At 39.4% G+C, this 17,162-nt stretch carries 16 protein-coding genes; 3 read left to right on the top strand and 13 right to left on the bottom strand.

Translation table 11 applies throughout. From position 1 onward, the window contains the following. Positions 1 to 523: 523 nt before the first annotated feature. Both DP120_RS17135 and DP120_RS17130 read left to right on the top strand, forming a co-directional pair. Entirely contained in the window at positions 524 to 934 is a 411-nt protein-coding gene (locus DP120_RS17135; RefSeq protein WP_112224854.1) for a hypothetical protein, read from the top strand. Then, complete coding sequence (locus tag DP120_RS17130) at positions 934 to 1,905, top strand: helix-turn-helix domain-containing protein (RefSeq protein ID WP_112224853.1); 972 nt, start codon at positions 934 to 936, stop codon at positions 1,903 to 1,905. Before DP120_RS17135 ends, DP120_RS17130 begins: the two co-directional genes overlap by 1 nt. A gap of 131 nt (positions 1,906 to 2,036) precedes the next feature. Here the strand turns inward: DP120_RS17130 and DP120_RS17125 are convergent, their stop codons facing one another. The 7 genes from DP120_RS17125 to DP120_RS17095 form a co-directional block, all read right to left on the bottom strand. Next, a complete protein-coding gene (locus tag DP120_RS17125) occupies positions 2,037 to 2,822 on the bottom strand; it encodes a hypothetical protein (protein ID WP_112224852.1) in 786 nt (261 codons plus the stop codon). Between the two features lie 544 nt (positions 2,823 to 3,366). Then, entirely contained in the window at positions 3,367 to 3,735 is a 369-nt protein-coding gene (locus DP120_RS17120) for a hypothetical protein (protein ID WP_112224851.1), read from the bottom strand. 268 nt (positions 3,736 to 4,003) lie between these two features. Further along, positions 4,004 to 4,702 carry a class F sortase gene (locus DP120_RS17115; RefSeq protein ID WP_112224850.1) on the bottom strand — a complete coding sequence of 233 codons (699 nt, stop codon included), beginning with the start codon at positions 4,700 to 4,702 and terminating at the stop codon, positions 4,004 to 4,006. 238 nt (positions 4,703 to 4,940) lie between these two features. After that, positions 4,941 to 6,350 (bottom strand): hypothetical protein, encoded by a 1,410-nt coding sequence (locus DP120_RS17110; RefSeq protein WP_112224849.1) that lies wholly within the window; start codon positions 6,348 to 6,350, stop codon positions 4,941 to 4,943. 741 nt (positions 6,351 to 7,091) lie between these two features. Further along, positions 7,092 to 7,790, bottom strand: coding sequence for a class F sortase (locus tag DP120_RS17105; protein WP_112224848.1), 699 nt, complete (start codon positions 7,788 to 7,790; stop codon positions 7,092 to 7,094). Positions 7,791 to 7,850: 60 nt separating this feature from the next. Beyond that, a complete protein-coding gene (locus DP120_RS17100) occupies positions 7,851 to 9,188 on the bottom strand; it encodes a hypothetical protein (RefSeq protein ID WP_112224847.1) in 1,338 nt (445 codons plus the stop codon). Between the two features lie 565 nt (positions 9,189 to 9,753). Next, complete coding sequence (locus tag DP120_RS17095) at positions 9,754 to 10,350, bottom strand: CHRD domain-containing protein (RefSeq protein WP_112224846.1); 597 nt, start codon at positions 10,348 to 10,350, stop codon at positions 9,754 to 9,756. Positions 10,351 to 10,549: 199 nt separating this feature from the next. On the opposite strand from DP120_RS17095, the gene DP120_RS17090 reads away from it, so the two are divergent. Then, positions 10,550 to 11,251: a class D sortase gene (locus DP120_RS17090; protein ID WP_112224845.1), complete on the top strand. Its 702-nt coding sequence runs from the start codon at positions 10,550 to 10,552 to the stop codon at positions 11,249 to 11,251. A 322-nt stretch (positions 11,252 to 11,573) separates the two neighbouring features. Here the strand turns inward: DP120_RS17090 and DP120_RS17085 are convergent, their stop codons facing one another. From DP120_RS17085 to DP120_RS17060, 6 genes are all read right to left on the bottom strand, one after another. Then, positions 11,574 to 12,062, bottom strand: a complete 489-nt coding sequence (locus DP120_RS17085; RefSeq protein WP_112224844.1) for a plastocyanin/azurin family copper-binding protein — start codon at positions 12,060 to 12,062, stop codon at positions 11,574 to 11,576. 668 nt (positions 12,063 to 12,730) lie between these two features. After that, complete coding sequence (locus tag DP120_RS17080; protein ID WP_112224843.1) at positions 12,731 to 13,156, bottom strand: GNAT family N-acetyltransferase; 426 nt, start codon at positions 13,154 to 13,156, stop codon at positions 12,731 to 12,733. Positions 13,157 to 13,402: 246 nt separating this feature from the next. Next, positions 13,403 to 13,798, bottom strand: a complete 396-nt coding sequence (locus DP120_RS17075; protein WP_112224842.1) for a hypothetical protein — start codon at positions 13,796 to 13,798, stop codon at positions 13,403 to 13,405. A 269-nt stretch (positions 13,799 to 14,067) separates the two neighbouring features. Then, positions 14,068 to 15,006 carry an anti sigma factor C-terminal domain-containing protein gene (locus DP120_RS17070; RefSeq protein WP_112224841.1) on the bottom strand — a complete coding sequence of 313 codons (939 nt, stop codon included), beginning with the start codon at positions 15,004 to 15,006 and terminating at the stop codon, positions 14,068 to 14,070. Continuing rightward, positions 14,999 to 15,502 (bottom strand): RNA polymerase sigma factor, encoded by a 504-nt coding sequence (locus DP120_RS17065; RefSeq protein ID WP_084245853.1) that lies wholly within the window; start codon positions 15,500 to 15,502, stop codon positions 14,999 to 15,001. Before DP120_RS17065 ends, DP120_RS17070 begins: the two co-directional genes overlap by 8 nt. 339 nt (positions 15,503 to 15,841) lie before the next feature. Further along, positions 15,842 to 16,711: a DUF2785 domain-containing protein gene (locus DP120_RS17060; RefSeq protein ID WP_112224840.1), complete on the bottom strand. Its 870-nt coding sequence runs from the start codon at positions 16,709 to 16,711 to the stop codon at positions 15,842 to 15,844. Positions 16,712 to 17,162: the final 451 nt, after the last annotated feature.

Genomic DNA, 17,162 nt, shown 5'->3' with positions numbered 1-17,162 from the left:
GTCCCTTTGTTTAGGTTTATTTTAAATAATTATTATCATTTTATTTTATAATTGATTAAAATTAATTTGTATTTATAGTTTATATAGTATAATGATTATAGATAATTTATCATTCAATTCACTTCACCCCATTTCGTTTTTCCTTCTGAAGATCCGAAAAACTGAAAGCCGTCCAAAAAAGACAGATTTTCAAAAAGGAAACAAAAGGAGATACTCACCCGAAATCGATGAAGGAAAATTCAACGGAAGAACAAATGGAAAGTAGAGTTATTGAACATCTCACTTGTCTTTTCATCATGAGGATCCACCCAGCGAAAACCTGTATTAGCAATTCGGACAACTGCCTATTGGCTGAAAAAACATTTCACGGCTAGTAGCAAAACAAGAACCCGATTCGTTTGAACTAACCCGCAGCACCAGCAGGAAATCGCTCGCTGAATACAGGTCGAAAAATGGGTCTGTCAGAAACGCACTATATAATAGAAGAAACTCAAAAATAAATCCTAAGAAAAGAGGAAAATTCTTGTCCCATTCGCAATCAGATTGCAGCGGCAAACACCCGGAAAAACCGGTACTGTCCCCGCAGTTTCTATCCGCCTCCCACCGGTCGTTGTTCTTTCAACGGCTGAATGACTTGACGCGTTACCAGCAAACCAGTCCCGAGTACCAGGCGGTTCTTTTCGTTCTAACCAGCGACGATGAACTGTATGAAAAAATGGGACCTTACTTCAGCAGCGACGGATTCCGTTCGTTCGACCTGTTCGATGAGGTCGATTTCAGCGGCGGCTATGCGAAGATCGCACGAGCCGCAGCGGACCTGTTCGGCCAGAACTACGAAACGTCCCTTTCCGACTTGGTCGGCTCGTTGGATCATGATTTGTTTCATACGTTCCTGCAGGCGCTGATCATTCGGAAGTACGGGGTGAATGGGTGATGCAGCCGTCTTACAGCGCCGCAGAAGTGGCCCGTGTATTGGGCTGTAGTGTCCCGACCGTCTATGGCTACGCAAACAAGGGGTGGATCCGGAAAGTGGACGATCCGCATAAACTGTCCGGATCCAGTCGCTTTGTCCGAGAGGATGTCGATCAACTGAAGGCTAAACAAGACCAGTTGAATGCGGCAGGTCGCTCCATTACCGAAGTGGCCAAATCGTTCGGCGTCTATCCGCAAAAAGTGAAGGAAGCCATATCAGCGCTGGATCTGGACATCCAATCGGTGCCCCTGACCGTTCAGTCGGCGAAGCAGCGCTATGCCGTCACCCCCGAACAGGAACAGGCCATCGGCAACTACTTGAAGCAACAGAAATCGACTCGCTCCAAGCGGAACCACCTCTACGTACCCGCTGCCGACGTGGCGCTTTACCAGTCCTTCCTGTTGGCCGGGGAACAGCCAGTCCGCCTGAAATATAACGACCAGAGGGAATTGGGCTTTTTCCTGGACGACCATGAATTTCTGCCTTATCTGGAAGCCCTGCGGTCCCATGACCTGGAACCGCGCTATGCGATTCACCGACAAAAGCAAGAAGCGCAGCAGGGGTTCACCGACCTGTTCGTGCCGACCGGCAAAAAAGCGTTTTACCGGATCCTGGATGCGTTGTATGCCGTCTGTGGGGTGGAAAATTTCAATGCGGAAATCCGGAACGGCCAACTGGTCGCCTCTATTCGGAACGGGCAATATCCGCTGAATGAATTTGTAGCAAAAGATGCGATACGAATTTTGCGGAACTACATTCAGTCTGGAAAAGTGGCGAGTGAAGAGGACAAATGGATATTCAGTCGCAGTGACCGGACGGTCCAATTGATATTTGAAGAAGAAGTTTATGAAGAGTTATTGGGGCTTGCTTCAACAAGAGGTTTGTCGCTTCAAGAGTGGGCACAGCAAATACTGAAGGAAAAGCGCGAATAACGGAAAACTTTAAGAAATTTTGCTATTAATTTTATAATAAGACTAATAAAAGAGCCGGGATTGAATTGAACCCCAAATGGAGGAAACTTTATAAAAGTTTCCTCCATTTGGGGTTCAATTCATATATAAGTTTATGTATTTTTCTTTTTATCTTTTATTCCCATATAGAATGCCGTAGAAAGCAAAATAATAAACAAGCTTAAAGGAATCCACGAATATTTTTCAGGACTAAATACTGTTATTAGCGACAAGACCGAACTTGATCCAAAAATTGTTGAAATAAGCTTTATTCTTTTTCCATCTTTAATTAAATCAATAGTAAAGACTAATAAAACACCACTCAAAGTAAAACAAGCCGGTTTTACAACTGCCCAAAATTGGCTTTCTAAAGGAAAGGCAATCATCCAAAGTAGTATTGCGAAGATTAATACACAAAAAGATAAGATTGCAGGTCTAATTACATTCCAAATCCTAAAAAACATCTTTTCTACATCCTCAAATAAATACATTGAATTAGAAAACACTTTGTTATTTGGAGTGAGAATAAGTATTTTGTTATGAACAAGTTCAGTTAAATTCAAGATTCTTTGCTCTTCCGGTGTTTCTTCTTGATTGATTCCGGAAAGAAGTTCTCTTGCAAACCTATAATCTATAAATGGCAGAGCTGCGTAAATGGCACTGAAAAAATTTTCTTTATCCCTATGAGATCTATATTTCTCCCCTTCAGATAAAATTCGACATAATACTTCTAAAGAAGTTTTCACCTCAGTTTCTTGATCATTTCTTTCTTTATCAAGCTGAATACGAATTTCTTTGGTTAACCATATAAATATCCATGAAAAAATTAGTATAAACAAAATTACAACCGGGTTAGTTTCAAAAACAGAGATAATCAATTCGATAATTCTATCACTCAACAAAAAGTCACTCCTTTTAATGTATTGTAAAATCTTATAAGATCCTCTCATTTTCCGGATTATTCTTACTTATCTTCATTTATAACACCAATATAATTATACCAAATAAAACCATAAATTTAAAATATATTACATATTTTACTTTTTATCTATATTTATCAGTTTCTTCTCAATAGATATCCAGTATTTCTAACTATTTATAAAAGTATTCTTTTATAGAGAAATAAGAAAGGTAAATTTATTTTAATGGGACTGAACCCTGAATGGCAGGCACCTTAAAAATTGATCCTCATTTGGGGTTCAGTTCATTGTTGAACTTCTCTGCTTCTTATGTTTATAAACTCCGCTTGTATAACAAAACAACTACCGATAATTCGGGATATGTAAACTGGATATTGGAAAATATTTTTTTAATCTAATCACACCAATCACTTAACGTTCTCTTGCAGAAGGCTAGAAAATATATAGTTGAACTTCCATATATCTCTTACTTCAAATATACATTAATTGAACATCGACATTTAGATGGCGATTAGGACCACCCTTAGCACAAATCAAAGTTTTGCCGGTAGAAATTATGATGAAGAGGTGTAATAAGAAGCAAGTCTTTCGTTTGGTTTTTCGCGAGATCATGCAATCCATTAAAGACTTTCTCTGAAACATAATATTGTCGCATACAATTAGGCAGTTTTTTCACTTCATTAGGTGCATGTTCTTGCCGTATGTCTTCCATCTCAGCCCAAACCGTTTCAATTTCGATGTTCCATTTTCCAGAAATCAATAGTCTGTGTTCTCTACTCAACCTGACAAACAGCGTAATGTAAGATACCTCGTTTTCGATGTACACATTTTTAGATATCATAAAAAGGTAAAGAACGGATTGATTCAACATCATGCGATAGTTTTGTTTCAAGTTCTTCTCTCCTTTGATAGTCCTATGAAAGTTCTTGGTTCCCAGTTCATTTCCTCACCCTTACTTAATAGGCGAAATCAACAGGTGGGACTTACCCACTTAGAACTAGACTACCTATGCTTTTATTTAGATGGACACTTTATATTCTCTTTAATTTTGTCTCCTGACTTAGTTAAGTGAGCCAAACTATTCCTTCTAAAATTATAAAGAATATACCAGTGAAATTAAATTTCTTCATACCTATACTTTTTGGGTCTATTCTCTATTACTAACTCTCCACCAATTCTGTATAAACCACCAATCGTTCCTCGTAATGACCACTGTCAGTATCAAAAGTTCCGGTGCATGTAATCAGATTTAACTTCGGTTTTGAGCTGGCTCCAAAAATTTCATTCAACGGAGCATCTTCCGGTGTATAGGATTGCTTATCCAGTACGATAAAAGTCAATACTTTGCCGTCTTCTCCTATGACATGGATTTCGTCTCCAGGCTCCAGCTTTTTCAGATTATAAAAGCTCCCAGGGCTGTTATAACCGTCTACATGACCGGCCAGCACTGCGTTGCCCTTCTGGCCAGGTTTCACTCCTGGTTCATACCACCCAATCGTATGGATGTCGGCAGGCGCTGCCATATTCCCGTCCGGCGTTTGGCCGACTTCTATGATTTCCGCTTTTTCATCAATTGCTGGGATTTCAATCTGAACCGGCGTCACGCCGACTTGTTTTTCTTCTAGGCTTGTATCTTCACCAGCGAAAGTTGAACTCAAGGAAGAGACTTTTTCCAAAACTTCTTCTTTCACCGAATTTTCCTGCACCGCAATTTCCTGTTTGAAGCGTTGTTCTATCTGTTTAAACTCAAGATCTGTTGCCGTTTGTGAAGAGTTGGTTGCTTGGATTGGGTTTCCACTGAACGTTGTAAAAAGAAACAGAATATAAATAAGGCCGACTTTTTTGATAACTGAATTCACAATTTTCACTCCTTATCTAAAAAAATACATACAGCATATCTGCTAAAAGTACAATTCTCTCTATGCGAAAAGAACTTTTTACTGAAGCACGAATAGAAATACTAATAAAGTATGCCTATTCCAAATTCAGTTCATTTTCAATTCAGAGTTAATGACAAAATTTTTCTGCTTATGAAAGTCCAGGATCATTATAAAATTGATAAAAAAGGGGAGAATAGATCTCCCCTTTTTTATTTGTTTATTCTTGTAATGCTTTTCTTCTTGTGAATACAAGAGCTCCTGCAAGTGCCAATAATGGGAATGTGAACAAGATCCAGTTCATATTTCCTGAATCCGCCATGCCGCCCATGCCTGTTTCCGGCATTCCTGGTGCAGCTGCGAATTTCTCAGGATTCTGATTAACAATTGCTCCTGATAATGCTTGACCGATTGTGAACATCAATGCATGACCTTCAGTAAACGTGTTATAAACCGTTTCGTAATCGCCTTCTGCATAGCTGTTTAAGATGTCAATCGTGCTCTGTTCATGTTGCTGAAGAACACTGATTGCTGTTTCTTTTGGCAGTTCTCCGCCAGTTGCTTCGCTCAGTAAAGTACCTAAGTCAACAGCGAAAGTATTCAGCAACATATCGGTAATTTCGTTTACTTTCTCCGTATCGCCATTGGCAATTGCTTCTCCAAGTGCTTCACTGTCTTCATACTGTGTAGAGAAGATTTCGCTGAATGCGTCAGCAGCTTCCTGGCCGTAAAGTGATTTCACTGCCGCTTTCATCTGTTCAGCATTCGCTTCCTGCATTTCGCTAACAGCTTCAAATGCTTCTCCGCCTTCGCCTTTAGCAGCTTCATACGCCTCTACTGATGTAGCTGTTTGATAATAGAAGTGAGCACCAAGCAATTGGCTGAAAGTGGCTCTTAAATCTGATGCTGGTGTTACCGCTTTCGTGTTTTCAAACTTCTCTGGCATTTGTGTCACAATTGCACTTGATAATGCTGTGCCGACTGTGAACATCCGCTCATAGCCTTCATTGAATTCTGCGTAAGCTGCTTCGAAATCGCCTGCAATGGAGTGATCAAGAAATTGCATAACATCTTTTTCATGTTCCTGAAGAACTGAAATCGCTGTATCCTTCGGCAGGTTTCCACCTGTAGCCTGGCTTAAAAGAGTCCCGAGGTCTGTCGGGAATACTGTCAACAAATCTTCTTTGACTTGTGCAATTTCTTCTTCGTTTCCGTTTGCAACAGCCGTACCGTATCCTGCACTGTCTTCATATTGCGTATCGAAGATTTTATCAAATGCATCAGCTGCTTCTTGTCCGTATACGGATTTCACTGCTGCCGTAAGTTGTTCACCGTTCACCTCAAGCTGTGCCTGCGCTTGCTCAAGTCCGTCACCAGTCGGCCCGCCTTCTTCAGCTTTATGATAAGCCTGCAATGCCACTTCTGATTGATAGATGAAGTGCGTGGATAATAGCTGGCTTAAATCCGCTCTCAATTGTGCGGCTGGTGTTTCAACTGTCGGTGCTGCCATTTTCTCGGGTACATCAGCGTTGTTCCCGCCAGATGCACTAACTGCTCCAGCTCCTGTAGCCAGTAATGCCGCGCTCAATGGGACCGCAATCACTGTTCTCTTCGCATTTTTCCAATTCATAATAAAATTCCTCCTAAGTTTTGTTTGTTCCTGCTTTTTTCCGATCGTTCTACTACAACTACGTAAGCGAGATAAGTTTAGATCACATTTTGGACATATTTTTTAAATTAGTAAAATACACCCTTGGAAATCCCGGTTATAACTGTAACAAATCTCATATTAATGTAGCGCAATTGTAATAATCCTGCCTTCTTTCACTTTCCCTGACACTTTTATCCTAAACATATTAATTATTTTATTTGAATGTTCATACTAAATTTTACTCAGTTTTTTTGTCTCGCAACCTATTCATAGCGCACTATACATGCCTCATACAGTAATTAAAACAATATAAAAAATTCCTAATAATATTGACAATTTATAGTCGTTCATTAGTAAAACCCTAAAATTTCAGTGGAAAATATGATCACAATTATGCTTGCCTGTCTCCATATGTAATGTTTGTGACCTTTATATTCATTTATCTTTTTTGCATTTTCTCTATTTAGTTAAGAAAAGTGAAAGCGTTCGTAAAAGTACACTTTTCCAAACAAAACTATAGAGAAGGTCTATCCAGCCTATTAAGTAGCAAAGAGTATTATAGATATAAGAGGAAAAGCAGTGCTGAGTTGCACTGCTTTTCCTCTTTTGTATTTTGCTCTTGTATAACTACTATTTTGATAAGGAGGTATCTATATAGATGAATTTTCCAGACTAATATTGTTTTTCAGTGCCTCCAGACTCTATTGAAGTCTGCTAGCTCTAACTTTCAATCAAATCCGTATAAATGACCAACCGTTCCTCATAATCACCAGTACTATTATTATAATCGCCGGTACAAGTAATTAGGTTTAAATGCGATTCCGAACTGCCGCCGAATATCTCTTGGATCGGTGCATCTTCAGGCGAATAGGATTTCTTATCCCGGACTATAAAGACAAGTTTTGTCCCATCTGTTCCAGTAATGTGAATTTCATTTCCCGGTTCTAATTTTTTTAGATTATAAAAAGTTCCAGGCGCGGAAAGGCCGTCTACATGGCCGGCCAAAACGGCATTGCCAGTATCTCCAGGTTTTATCCCAGGTTCATACCACGCAATTTCATAGATGCTTTGCGGTGCTTCCATGTGGCCATCTGCCGTCTGGCCAACAGGAATCACTTTTGCCTGTGCATCGATTGCCGGTATTTCAATCAAAGCAGGGGTCACGCCGAATTGCTTTTCTTCCGTGCTTTTTTCCTCAGCAGGGGGAGGCGAACTGATGGAAGAGGTTTTTTTCAAAATCTCTTCTTCAAGTGTATCTTCCTCCTGAACAATTTCTTGGGAGAACCGTTCTTTTATCTCCCAAAACTCAAGGTCATTTGCCGTTTGCGAAGAATCGGTCGCCTGAATCGGGCTGCCGCTGAGGGTTGTAAAAAGAAAGAGAATATATATGAGGAAAGCTTTTTTAATAAATGAGTTCATTGCAATCGCTCCTTTCATAAAAAATTAAAGGAAGAATTTCTTCTCCCTTTAATCATGATCTTATTCTTGCAACGCTTTTCTTCTAGTGAATACTAGAGCTCCTGCAAGCGCCAGTAATGGGAAAGTGTACAAAATCCAGTTCATATTTCCTGAATCCGCCATTCCGCCCATACCTGTTTCCGGCATTCCTGGTGTGGCAGCAAATTTATCCGGCATTTGTGTAACAATGGCACCGGCTAAAGCTGTGCCGACTACATTGATATTGTCTTCGGCTGTATTAAATCTTTCATAAGCAGTATCAAAGTCGCCTTCAGTGTAGCTCATGAAGATATCAATGACATCTTGTTCATGCGCGCGAATCGCTTCTTCTGCAACATCAGCAGGAAGAGCGCCCCCAGTTGCTGTGCTTAGAAAACCACCCAATTCAGCAGGGAATTCCTGAAGTAAGACTTGTTTCGTTGCTTCTATTTGCGCCTCATCTCCACTTTTCACAGCAAGAGCAAATCCTTCAGTGTCTTCATATTGTCCAGCAAAAATAGCGTCAAATTGCTGTGCCGCTTCTTCTCCATAAATAGATCCGACCGCAGCAGCAACCTCTTCCGCGTTTTGGTTAAGTTGCTTTTCTACAGCTTCAGCATCTTCAGCGCCTTCAAATTGCTTGATGGCTGTCAGCACTTGATAGTCCAGGTGAAGTCCCAGAAGCTGGTTAAGTGTTGCTTCTAAATCAGAAGCCGGTGTAATTGCTTCTGTATGTTCAAATTTGTCGGGCATTTGTGTAACGATGGCTTGTGCCAATGCAGCACCAACCGCATACATTTGCTTGTAGCCTTCATTGAAAGACTCATAAGCAGCATCGAAATCTCCATCCGTATAGCTGAAAAATACATCAAGTACATATTGTTCATGCGCGCGAAGCACTTCTTCTGCAGCTTCCGCTGGCAAAGCACCACCTGTAGCCGTGCTTAGAAAACCGCCCAATTCAGCAGGGAATTCTTCAAGCAATTGTTTTTTGATTTCTTCTATTTGTGCTTCATCTCCGCTTTTCACAGCTTCAGCTAATCCTGCAGTATTATCATATTGAGAAGAAAAGATTTCAGCAAATTGTTGTGCGCCTTCTTCTCCGTATACAGATCCGACTGCATCAGCAAGTGCTGCTGCATTTTGATCAAGTTGTTTTTCTACCGCTTCAGCGTCTTCAGCGCCTTCGAATTCTTTTATTGCGACCAATGTCTGGAACTCAAAGTGACTGGCTAACAGCTGGCTGAGTGTCGCTCTTAATTCAGCGGCTGGTGTGGAAATGGAAGGTCCTTCTTTCGGTGCATGGCTATCAGCTAATGCAAAAGACGGAACTAATAGCAATAACACCATACATAAAGCAAAGATTCGTTTCAAATTCATATTTCCCAACACTCCTTTTAATTTTAGTAAAAGACTGAAGAAACAATAGATTAATGTGCTCTATTTCTTTTTTGAAAAGGAGCTTAGCTGAACTCAACAAGGAAAGTTCAATTAGAAAATGTTTACCTGAAATCTATTAATTCCCCAAAATCCTTGCATATCCTTACTTTTATTGCACCTCCATTTATTAGATTTAAGTATTTACCTGGTTCACTATGTGAAATAGGCACCTTGTTTTTAAGCAAAAAAATGATACACACCCCCTTTTCCCTATCATAATTTAAGTAAACCTTAAAAGTCTAAATTATCAAAATATTTAGACATTATTAACCTGTACACTAGAAGAAATTTCAGGTAATTAAATTTCGTGACTATTTTAATCAGTTGAAAGGATAACTAATACAAGTAGATAAAACAATTTGTAAAGACTTTTAACATATACTCTCCTTAACTAAAACCTAAAAAGATAGTAGTCCCTTTTTGTTATGTAAGTTTTCAAACAAAATAAAAAAGCTGAACTACTGTTATCAGTCGTAACAGGACTTCAGCTTTTTGGAGAGGCTTTTTAAATTGTGGTTCCCTTGCGGCGTCCAATAAGCATTACTCCGCCCATCAGCACTGCGAGCAAACCGATCATGGTGTAAATCGGACCATTTGAAGCGGTGTCTGCCATTTCATCGCCCTCTGCAGCATCTGCCATCAGCTGACCCCGAAGTTCACCATCCGGATATTCTTCCGTATGCAGATTCACATAAATTTCACCGGCTACAAGCGCCATCGAAAACTCCTGCCACGTCATATCTCCGACCAGATCATCTGCCGTTAACGTTCCTGACGCTATTTCTCCGTTGTAATCCATTGGTTCTTCGTTCTCAAACAAAAACAACTCCACCGGACCGTTTTCACCAGCTGCGCCGCTATGAAGATGTCCAGCCAATGTAGCATACAGTTCGTTAGCACTGACTGTGTAATCGATTGACTCTCCGTCTTCACTGACCATGAAATGTGCTTCACCCGTTGCTTCACTGGTGACTGCAGGGACTTCCTGATCCGAACTCAAACTCACATGGAATTCCAATCCTTCATGAGCGGCGGAAACGGCGGCAGCAAATCCTGCGGCTGCCAGCAGCGAGGCCAGCAGTAAAACCAAGAACTTTTTCATTTGTTCCTCTCCTTTTACCCTATTTCACCAAACAGGTGATACCTTCCAACTACCCTGCCTCCATATATGTTAGACATATTTATCTGAATATTGAATATATTTAACCATAAAGAATACCAGCCTCCTCTTTCAACGGTTAGAAAACGGCTAAAACGGGAATGGGCATCTATACTACGGGTTTCTGAAGGAGTGGCAGATCATGCGAAGAAAGATGGCTTCGATACTGATCCTAACGGGATTACTTTTCGCCGTCTGGAACGGCTATTTGTGGATGTCCGGTATTTTTTTCAGTCAGGAAGCCATCGGGAAAAATGATATTATTGCAAATGTCGAAAACGAAAAGACGGGTCAGAAAACCACCGAGGCGCTTACACAACCCGGCAACGGCAACGAACCGGCATTAACTTCTTCCCAAGAGGTAATTCCATCGTCCACAGCTGCTAAAAAGATGGAAGAACCGATTCCACGTGATTATGCAGAATATGAAAAGGGAGCTGAGATCGGCTGGTTGCTGATTCCGGACCTGGATATGAAATACCCCGTCTATTGGGGAACGGACGAGGAAACACTTATGCAAGGGGTGGGGTATCATCCTGGAAACTTCACCACTCCACCAGATGGCCTAAGGCACACGGTGCTATCCGGTCACCGGGACACGGTATTCCGGGGGCTCGGGGAATTGGAACAGGGCGCCCGCATGTATGTCCAATTTGAAAACATCCAGTACGAATATGAAATCAAGAAAACCTGGATAACAGATGCGGAGGATCGCTCCGTAATCGTCGAGAAAACGCAACCGACACTGACGCTCACAACGTGCTACCCCTTCAACTTCATCGGTTCAGCACCTGATCGCTACATTATAGAAGCAGCATTGATTGACACGACATCAATGAATTGAGAAATGTTTTTGGTCGGTCCCACACATTTCCAACCTTCTGCCATTCTTTAGAAAGAGCGAAACACCGGCTCTTTCTTTTTTTCGTCAAAAACGTAAGCTCAACTAGAAAGGAAGGCGTTTTGGAATTTCATCACCAATAGACGCAACTTCTTTCACAAAGTGGTGCATACTTGAGAACAAAACTATAAACCCCGAATGTAACACTGGCAAAAGTGGCCATCATTCGAGGTTAAGATTGCGCTGTCCGCTTGACGTTGGCTGACTGGCTGTATTCGTTTTAACTTTTACCGGATTAACGCCCAGTACGCTAGAAAGTAATCTTCTATTTAAAAGCCACATTGTGTTGAGCCCCGTCTAGATTGGTCCAGGTAATAATCGTACCCGGTGCAACGACGATTGTCTCTTCACTAAATTCATAATCGGCAATATCCAGTTCCACTTCTCCGGACAGTTCAGCTCCTTCTTCCACCACGACAGTCATTTTCATGACCGGGTGGGGTTCACAAAAGATGGAAAACTCTCCTATTTGATTGAACACAAAGCTGGTCTTTTCACCTTTTGACAAAAGTTCAGAAGCTTTTCCGCTTATGGCTTCAGGTGCTTCTCCCTCCTTCTGCGTTTCGCTACTCTCTTCTGTTTCTTCTGTTTCCGCTTCTTCACTGGCTGCTTGTTCGTTGCTCTTCTCTTGTTCTACAACTTCTGTTTCTTCGGCAACGTCATTTTGTTCTTCACTTGTTTGCATTCCATCGTCTCCACAAGCTGCTAAAATCAATGCAGCCCCTGCCAGTAATAAACCTACTTTTTTATTCATGACGCGTTCCCCTTCCATTCGTTCTTTTCAACTAAACGTAAGAAGGAGCCATTTAGATCATTCATAGCGGTAAGAGGGGAACTTTCGGAAATGATGTGGCCAATATTTTTAACTTCTAAAGTTCTGCAAAATCACCATATAAATTTAAAATTGATTTATTTGTTATCTAAACTTTAATGTAAATAGTTTCCTCTACTTTAGAGCATTTGTAAAATATAACTTTGTGAAGAGAATAGAAGTTTAGGAATTCAAAAAGACCAATCACTATAATGAGTCTCCATCCTTCTCATTCTATCTAGGTAGTGCGCCGATATAGCTTTACACTCTTCACTCAAGTATTAATCACCTTTTTCTCTTCTATATTTGAAAAGCTTCTGATAATCACTCATATGTAAACATGTTTAATATCTTACAGTTTATTTTTATCCATTCCTTGTTGTAAAATGCAGTTTCCCTACCCCAAAAATGAAATTAATGGATAAATTATTAGTGTTCTCTTAACAGCCCTATAAGATAATACTTCTTTTAATTTTGCCTTTAGTAATCACATTAGTCACTTTCCCAGGAAATTAAATTCAAGCAGTTATAAAAGTTCACCTAAAAAAGAACCAATCTGGCTCCTTCTTTCTTACTTCTCGTATTCCAGTTTGTTTTCGTGCTTTCAAAATTCATATTTCTTTTCGAAACGAAAAACAAAATTTGTCAAAATTCAACTTCTCTTCGTAGAATCGATGAGCTTCTATGCGTTGAATTCCTGATTCTAACGCGATATAATTTGCTTCACCTTCAATAGCTAACTTTTCAACGTAAGACAATAGGGTTTCTCCGTAGCCTTTGGATCTTTCCTCTTTTGCGGTAACAAGATCGTATACATAGATGTGTCGCTTATTATAAAAATTTATACGCCAACTAAACCCTATAACGGCTACTATTTTTTCATTATTATACATAGCGTACATTTCATATCCGTCACTTTGCATTTCAGTTAATATCGACAAGTAACTCTCTTCCGTTAAGTCTGTACGCAGCTCTTTTAAAACATTAAACGCAGAAAACCAATCAGCTTCCGTTACTAACTTTTTTATCTGTTCCAAAACCTCATCCTCCAGTGTCTAATTAAAAGCCAAATTACCTCGCGTTTGCTTTGATGAACTTATATTATCAGATTCCAAATTCCACCATTATCAATATACCATATTTTTCTATTTTTTATTAATTAGAATTTCATTACGAAATTACCTACAGATAGAAAATCAGAAAAAAAAGTAGTGGTTTCTCGTTCCTATATTCCGATAACCTCAAGATAGGTAAGCTTATTAAATATACTAAACCTTTCCCGTTCAAGAGATGTTTTCCTTTCTTGTTGTAAAGTGCAGGGTTACTACCAGGAGTAATGCACTTAATGGGAAAACTGCCAGTATTCTTGTAACAGCATCGTCCTGCATCCCTTCAGCCGAAAGCACCACTACCAAATGAACAAGAACGAATAAAACGGAGAATAAAGCAGCGCTCATTAAAATTGCATAACCCGTTGAACGATTACTTCGTCCTATCAGCGCTTTCAAGACAAAAGGAACTGCACATAATAAAGCTAAAACTCCGTAATTTAGGTTCGCCAACCCACCTTCCAACATATATCCGCCAAAAAGCAGATGGAACAAAAATGCTGTTCCATATACAAGAATAAATACTCCTATAATACTACCAACTACCATTCCAACTTTTGTCTTTACCATTATTTCCACCCTTTCTACTTCTGGTTATGTTAAAACTCAAAGAAATTTCCGATGAATAACCCAATGAAAAATTAGACTCGTACCTAACGAAACTACAATGCTTTTTAAAAGAGCTCTTTGTTTTGCTCGCTTAATCAAACTATTAAATCGATCACGTTGGATAGGAAAATCGGTTTCTCTCTCCATTTTTAACCTCCTTTCTTCTTTAAACGCCTCAGCTTTAAAAAAGTAAACAAAAAAAGAGCTGAACATTCAGCTCTTTTCAGAATTTAATATTCATCTGCAGTAACTCCGAGAACAGCAACTCGTATCATCTGTGTATCATTGAATCGTTTTAATTCTTCTGGAGTTCCAGTAACAACAACTCCAATTATCTCTAAGTTTTCCGGTTCCAGATCGGTTTGTCCGTTTTTAGTCATCGTTTCATAAAAGTGATTGGCTTCCTCCTGAAAATCCCCTTGTTCTTCCTGCAGCCACTTGATTTGTTGAATAAACCTATTTGCTGACTCTACAGAATCTTGATTTGTAAGGAAACCGTGGGCATTATTTCCGAAAATCGGCTCTAGCTCTTCGGTTTGCAATTCTGTAAAGCCTGTATCCACCCAGTACCAGTTTAACTGATTAGAAAATCTGTTCTCCACTTCCTCTATACTGTATGCAGCATCAAAAGAAAACGCCATTTCGACCACTTTATTTTCGTTGATTTTATTTAACAGGGATCTATCATCTGGAAGAAATTCGTAGTTTCCATTTGGAGTATAAAATTCAATCACCCGTTCTCCTTGAAAGTAAACAGGGATTCTTTCGTCCTCAATACTTCCTGTTCCAGTAACAAAATTAGATTGAATGTTCCGCGAAGATCCAAAAACAGAAAAAACTTTTTCGTGGTTTTCCCAAGGAACAGGTACACCTGATATGAATTTTTTGGTTTCAGTCGTGACAGAAGCTGTAAATGGCGTGTAGTTATACAACGACCCCATGTTCTGTACGTTAGCCCCTTGTATAGATTGGATTGCATAATCATAGCTGATCTCTTTGTCCATTTTCTTATACATCAAAAAAGTCCCCAGCCAAAAAAGACCGGCAAACAATAGCAAGCTGACAAAAAGGGAAATCACGATATTCTTGATGAGCGATCTCCTTCGTGCCTTTTTCACCAGTTTGGAAAAATCATTGTCCCTTGTGAACAAATCATTATTTTCACTCATACCCTTGCCTCCTGTACTCTTGAACAAATTCCTTGCGTGCCCGGTATAATGTCGTTTTCACCGAGTCTTCCTTCATCTCATAAAGCTCTGCAATATCTCGGATGGCCAGGTCTAAACTGTATTTTAGCAGCAGCAGTTGCTGATGCTTCGGTTTCAGCTTCTTCAAGACCATGTCCACATCTTCCTTTCGTTCATTCTGCAAAACAGCTTCTTCGGGAGTAAATTCCTCAAACAATTGCTGGAAATTGAATTTTAAGGCAATCGCCTGTCTTCTCGATCGCTTCCGGTACAAATCATAATATCCATTAACTGCTACACGAAATAACCAGCCTTCTACGTTTTTGTGGCTGATAGAATCAATGTAGAGAATGAATTTATAGGCGGTGTCCTGAACGATATCTTCAGCATCTTCTTTGGAGGCCCCCATCTTCATCAAATAATTCTTGACGATTTTTAAGTAGTCATATAATTTTTGGTCCATCAATGTATCGCCCATTCACCGACCTCCCCTCTTTAAAACGTTCTTCCTAAGGAAAGGTGAACAAAAAATAGATTTTTTTGCTTATGTATCAAATATATTCGAATCTTTGTGAAACAACACACTAACCCTAATCTTATCATAAGCAAAACATCGCACTTTTACTTTAGATAACTGGATTTCGGCAAAGATATGCTCATGAAAAAAGAGTCAGCTCTTGTAAGCGACTCTTCCATTCATTTTACTTCCGATAACCTCTTGATATGTAAACTAAAATCTTTAAGAAAATTGCATATTAAATAATAGCTAAATCCTTTGCTATACCAATCTTAAATAGATCCTAAAATAAAACCCTAGTTAATCTGTTGCGCTTGTATACACTTTGTCATGCCAGATTTTTAGATTATCTTCAATACAGCCTCTTACATGAGAGCCACTATTTTTGAATCCTAAACGAAAGTATAAGGTTTTCATAAAATTAGTTATGTTTGTTTTTCGTTGAAAAAAGAGTAAGGAATATTCTTCATTCTGAAAAATGATTTCTAGTTTACCGAAAATATGTAGAATCCATATCTTTAAATCTGTTTCCGCTAATTTTTTATCAAGAAGAGCATCGATGACAAAAATCAGCCTTTCATCCTCGTCATCAGTATAGATTCCCTTTTTGAATAAACATTTCTCTACGGAGTTTAAGGCGACTTTCGATTCTTCGATTGTGAAAATCGGATGTCTCACTACTGATGTCAGCATATCTGCACCATGGGCTATACTGTGAGCCCATCCTTTTCCTTCTACATAGCCCCTTGTATCTTGTTCAGAATTTAAGTAATCCTGAATCTTCTCGAAGACCCCGTTAAGTGTGCTTTTTGAAAGATACCTTTTATTTTTGTCGTTCTCCAATATAGCTGCAATCACTAAAGAAGAAAAAGAGCGCGTAAACACGGAATCTGATGCTATTTCTCCGACTCGATAAAACAGATGGTTGTTGTCCAAGCAAGTCTCAAGAATGGATTGTAGAGTCAGAGGGTTTAACATGTTTTCCGCAATCAACCTGATAAACATACTGTAAATTAATTGGTCTCTAAGTTCTGGGTCCGTTGTTCCAATATGCTTCAAAAGAGATGAAATTAACCGGGTTTCAGATTGGCTCACTTCAAACTTCAACTCTTCATTGTTCATAACTTTCAACCGCAATAGTGTTTCTTTTAATGTTTGTTCAATTTCCACGTTATTATCACTTCCTATTTTTCTAAGTGAATGTAACTAACTGTACTTAAGGCACACTCAATTTTTCGTCTTTCCCAAATAAAACTCTTAAATTAAATATACTTAGAATTTAAAATAATAGCTAGATAATTCTGGAAATAAAAGCGTTCGTAAAAGTACACTTTTACGAACGCTTTGAAAAAGACTAAAAATGGCCGAAAAGAGCGTTCGTAAATGTATCAAATGACTTTACGAACGTTCGCGAAATTGCACACACTTTTACGAACGGTTTTCAGGTATAATGAGAGAAAACAATCGTTTATAGAGGTGAATTATGGAACATCGCAAATTTGGCTACATACGCGTCAGCAGCAAAGATCAAAATGAAGGCCGGCTGAGTATTGCGGAATGAAAAAGCCACTTGTGTGGAGTTTTGAGCCACGAGTTGCGGAGAATCAGGCCAGTGAATGCA

This window comes from Planococcus halotolerans (genome assembly GCF_003289955.1).
In the GTDB taxonomy this organism is placed as follows: Bacteria; Bacillota; Bacilli; order Bacillales_A; family Planococcaceae; genus Planococcus; species Planococcus halotolerans.
Note: the sequence above shows the minus strand (reverse complement) of the source record. Positions and strands in the feature narration are given on the sequence as shown.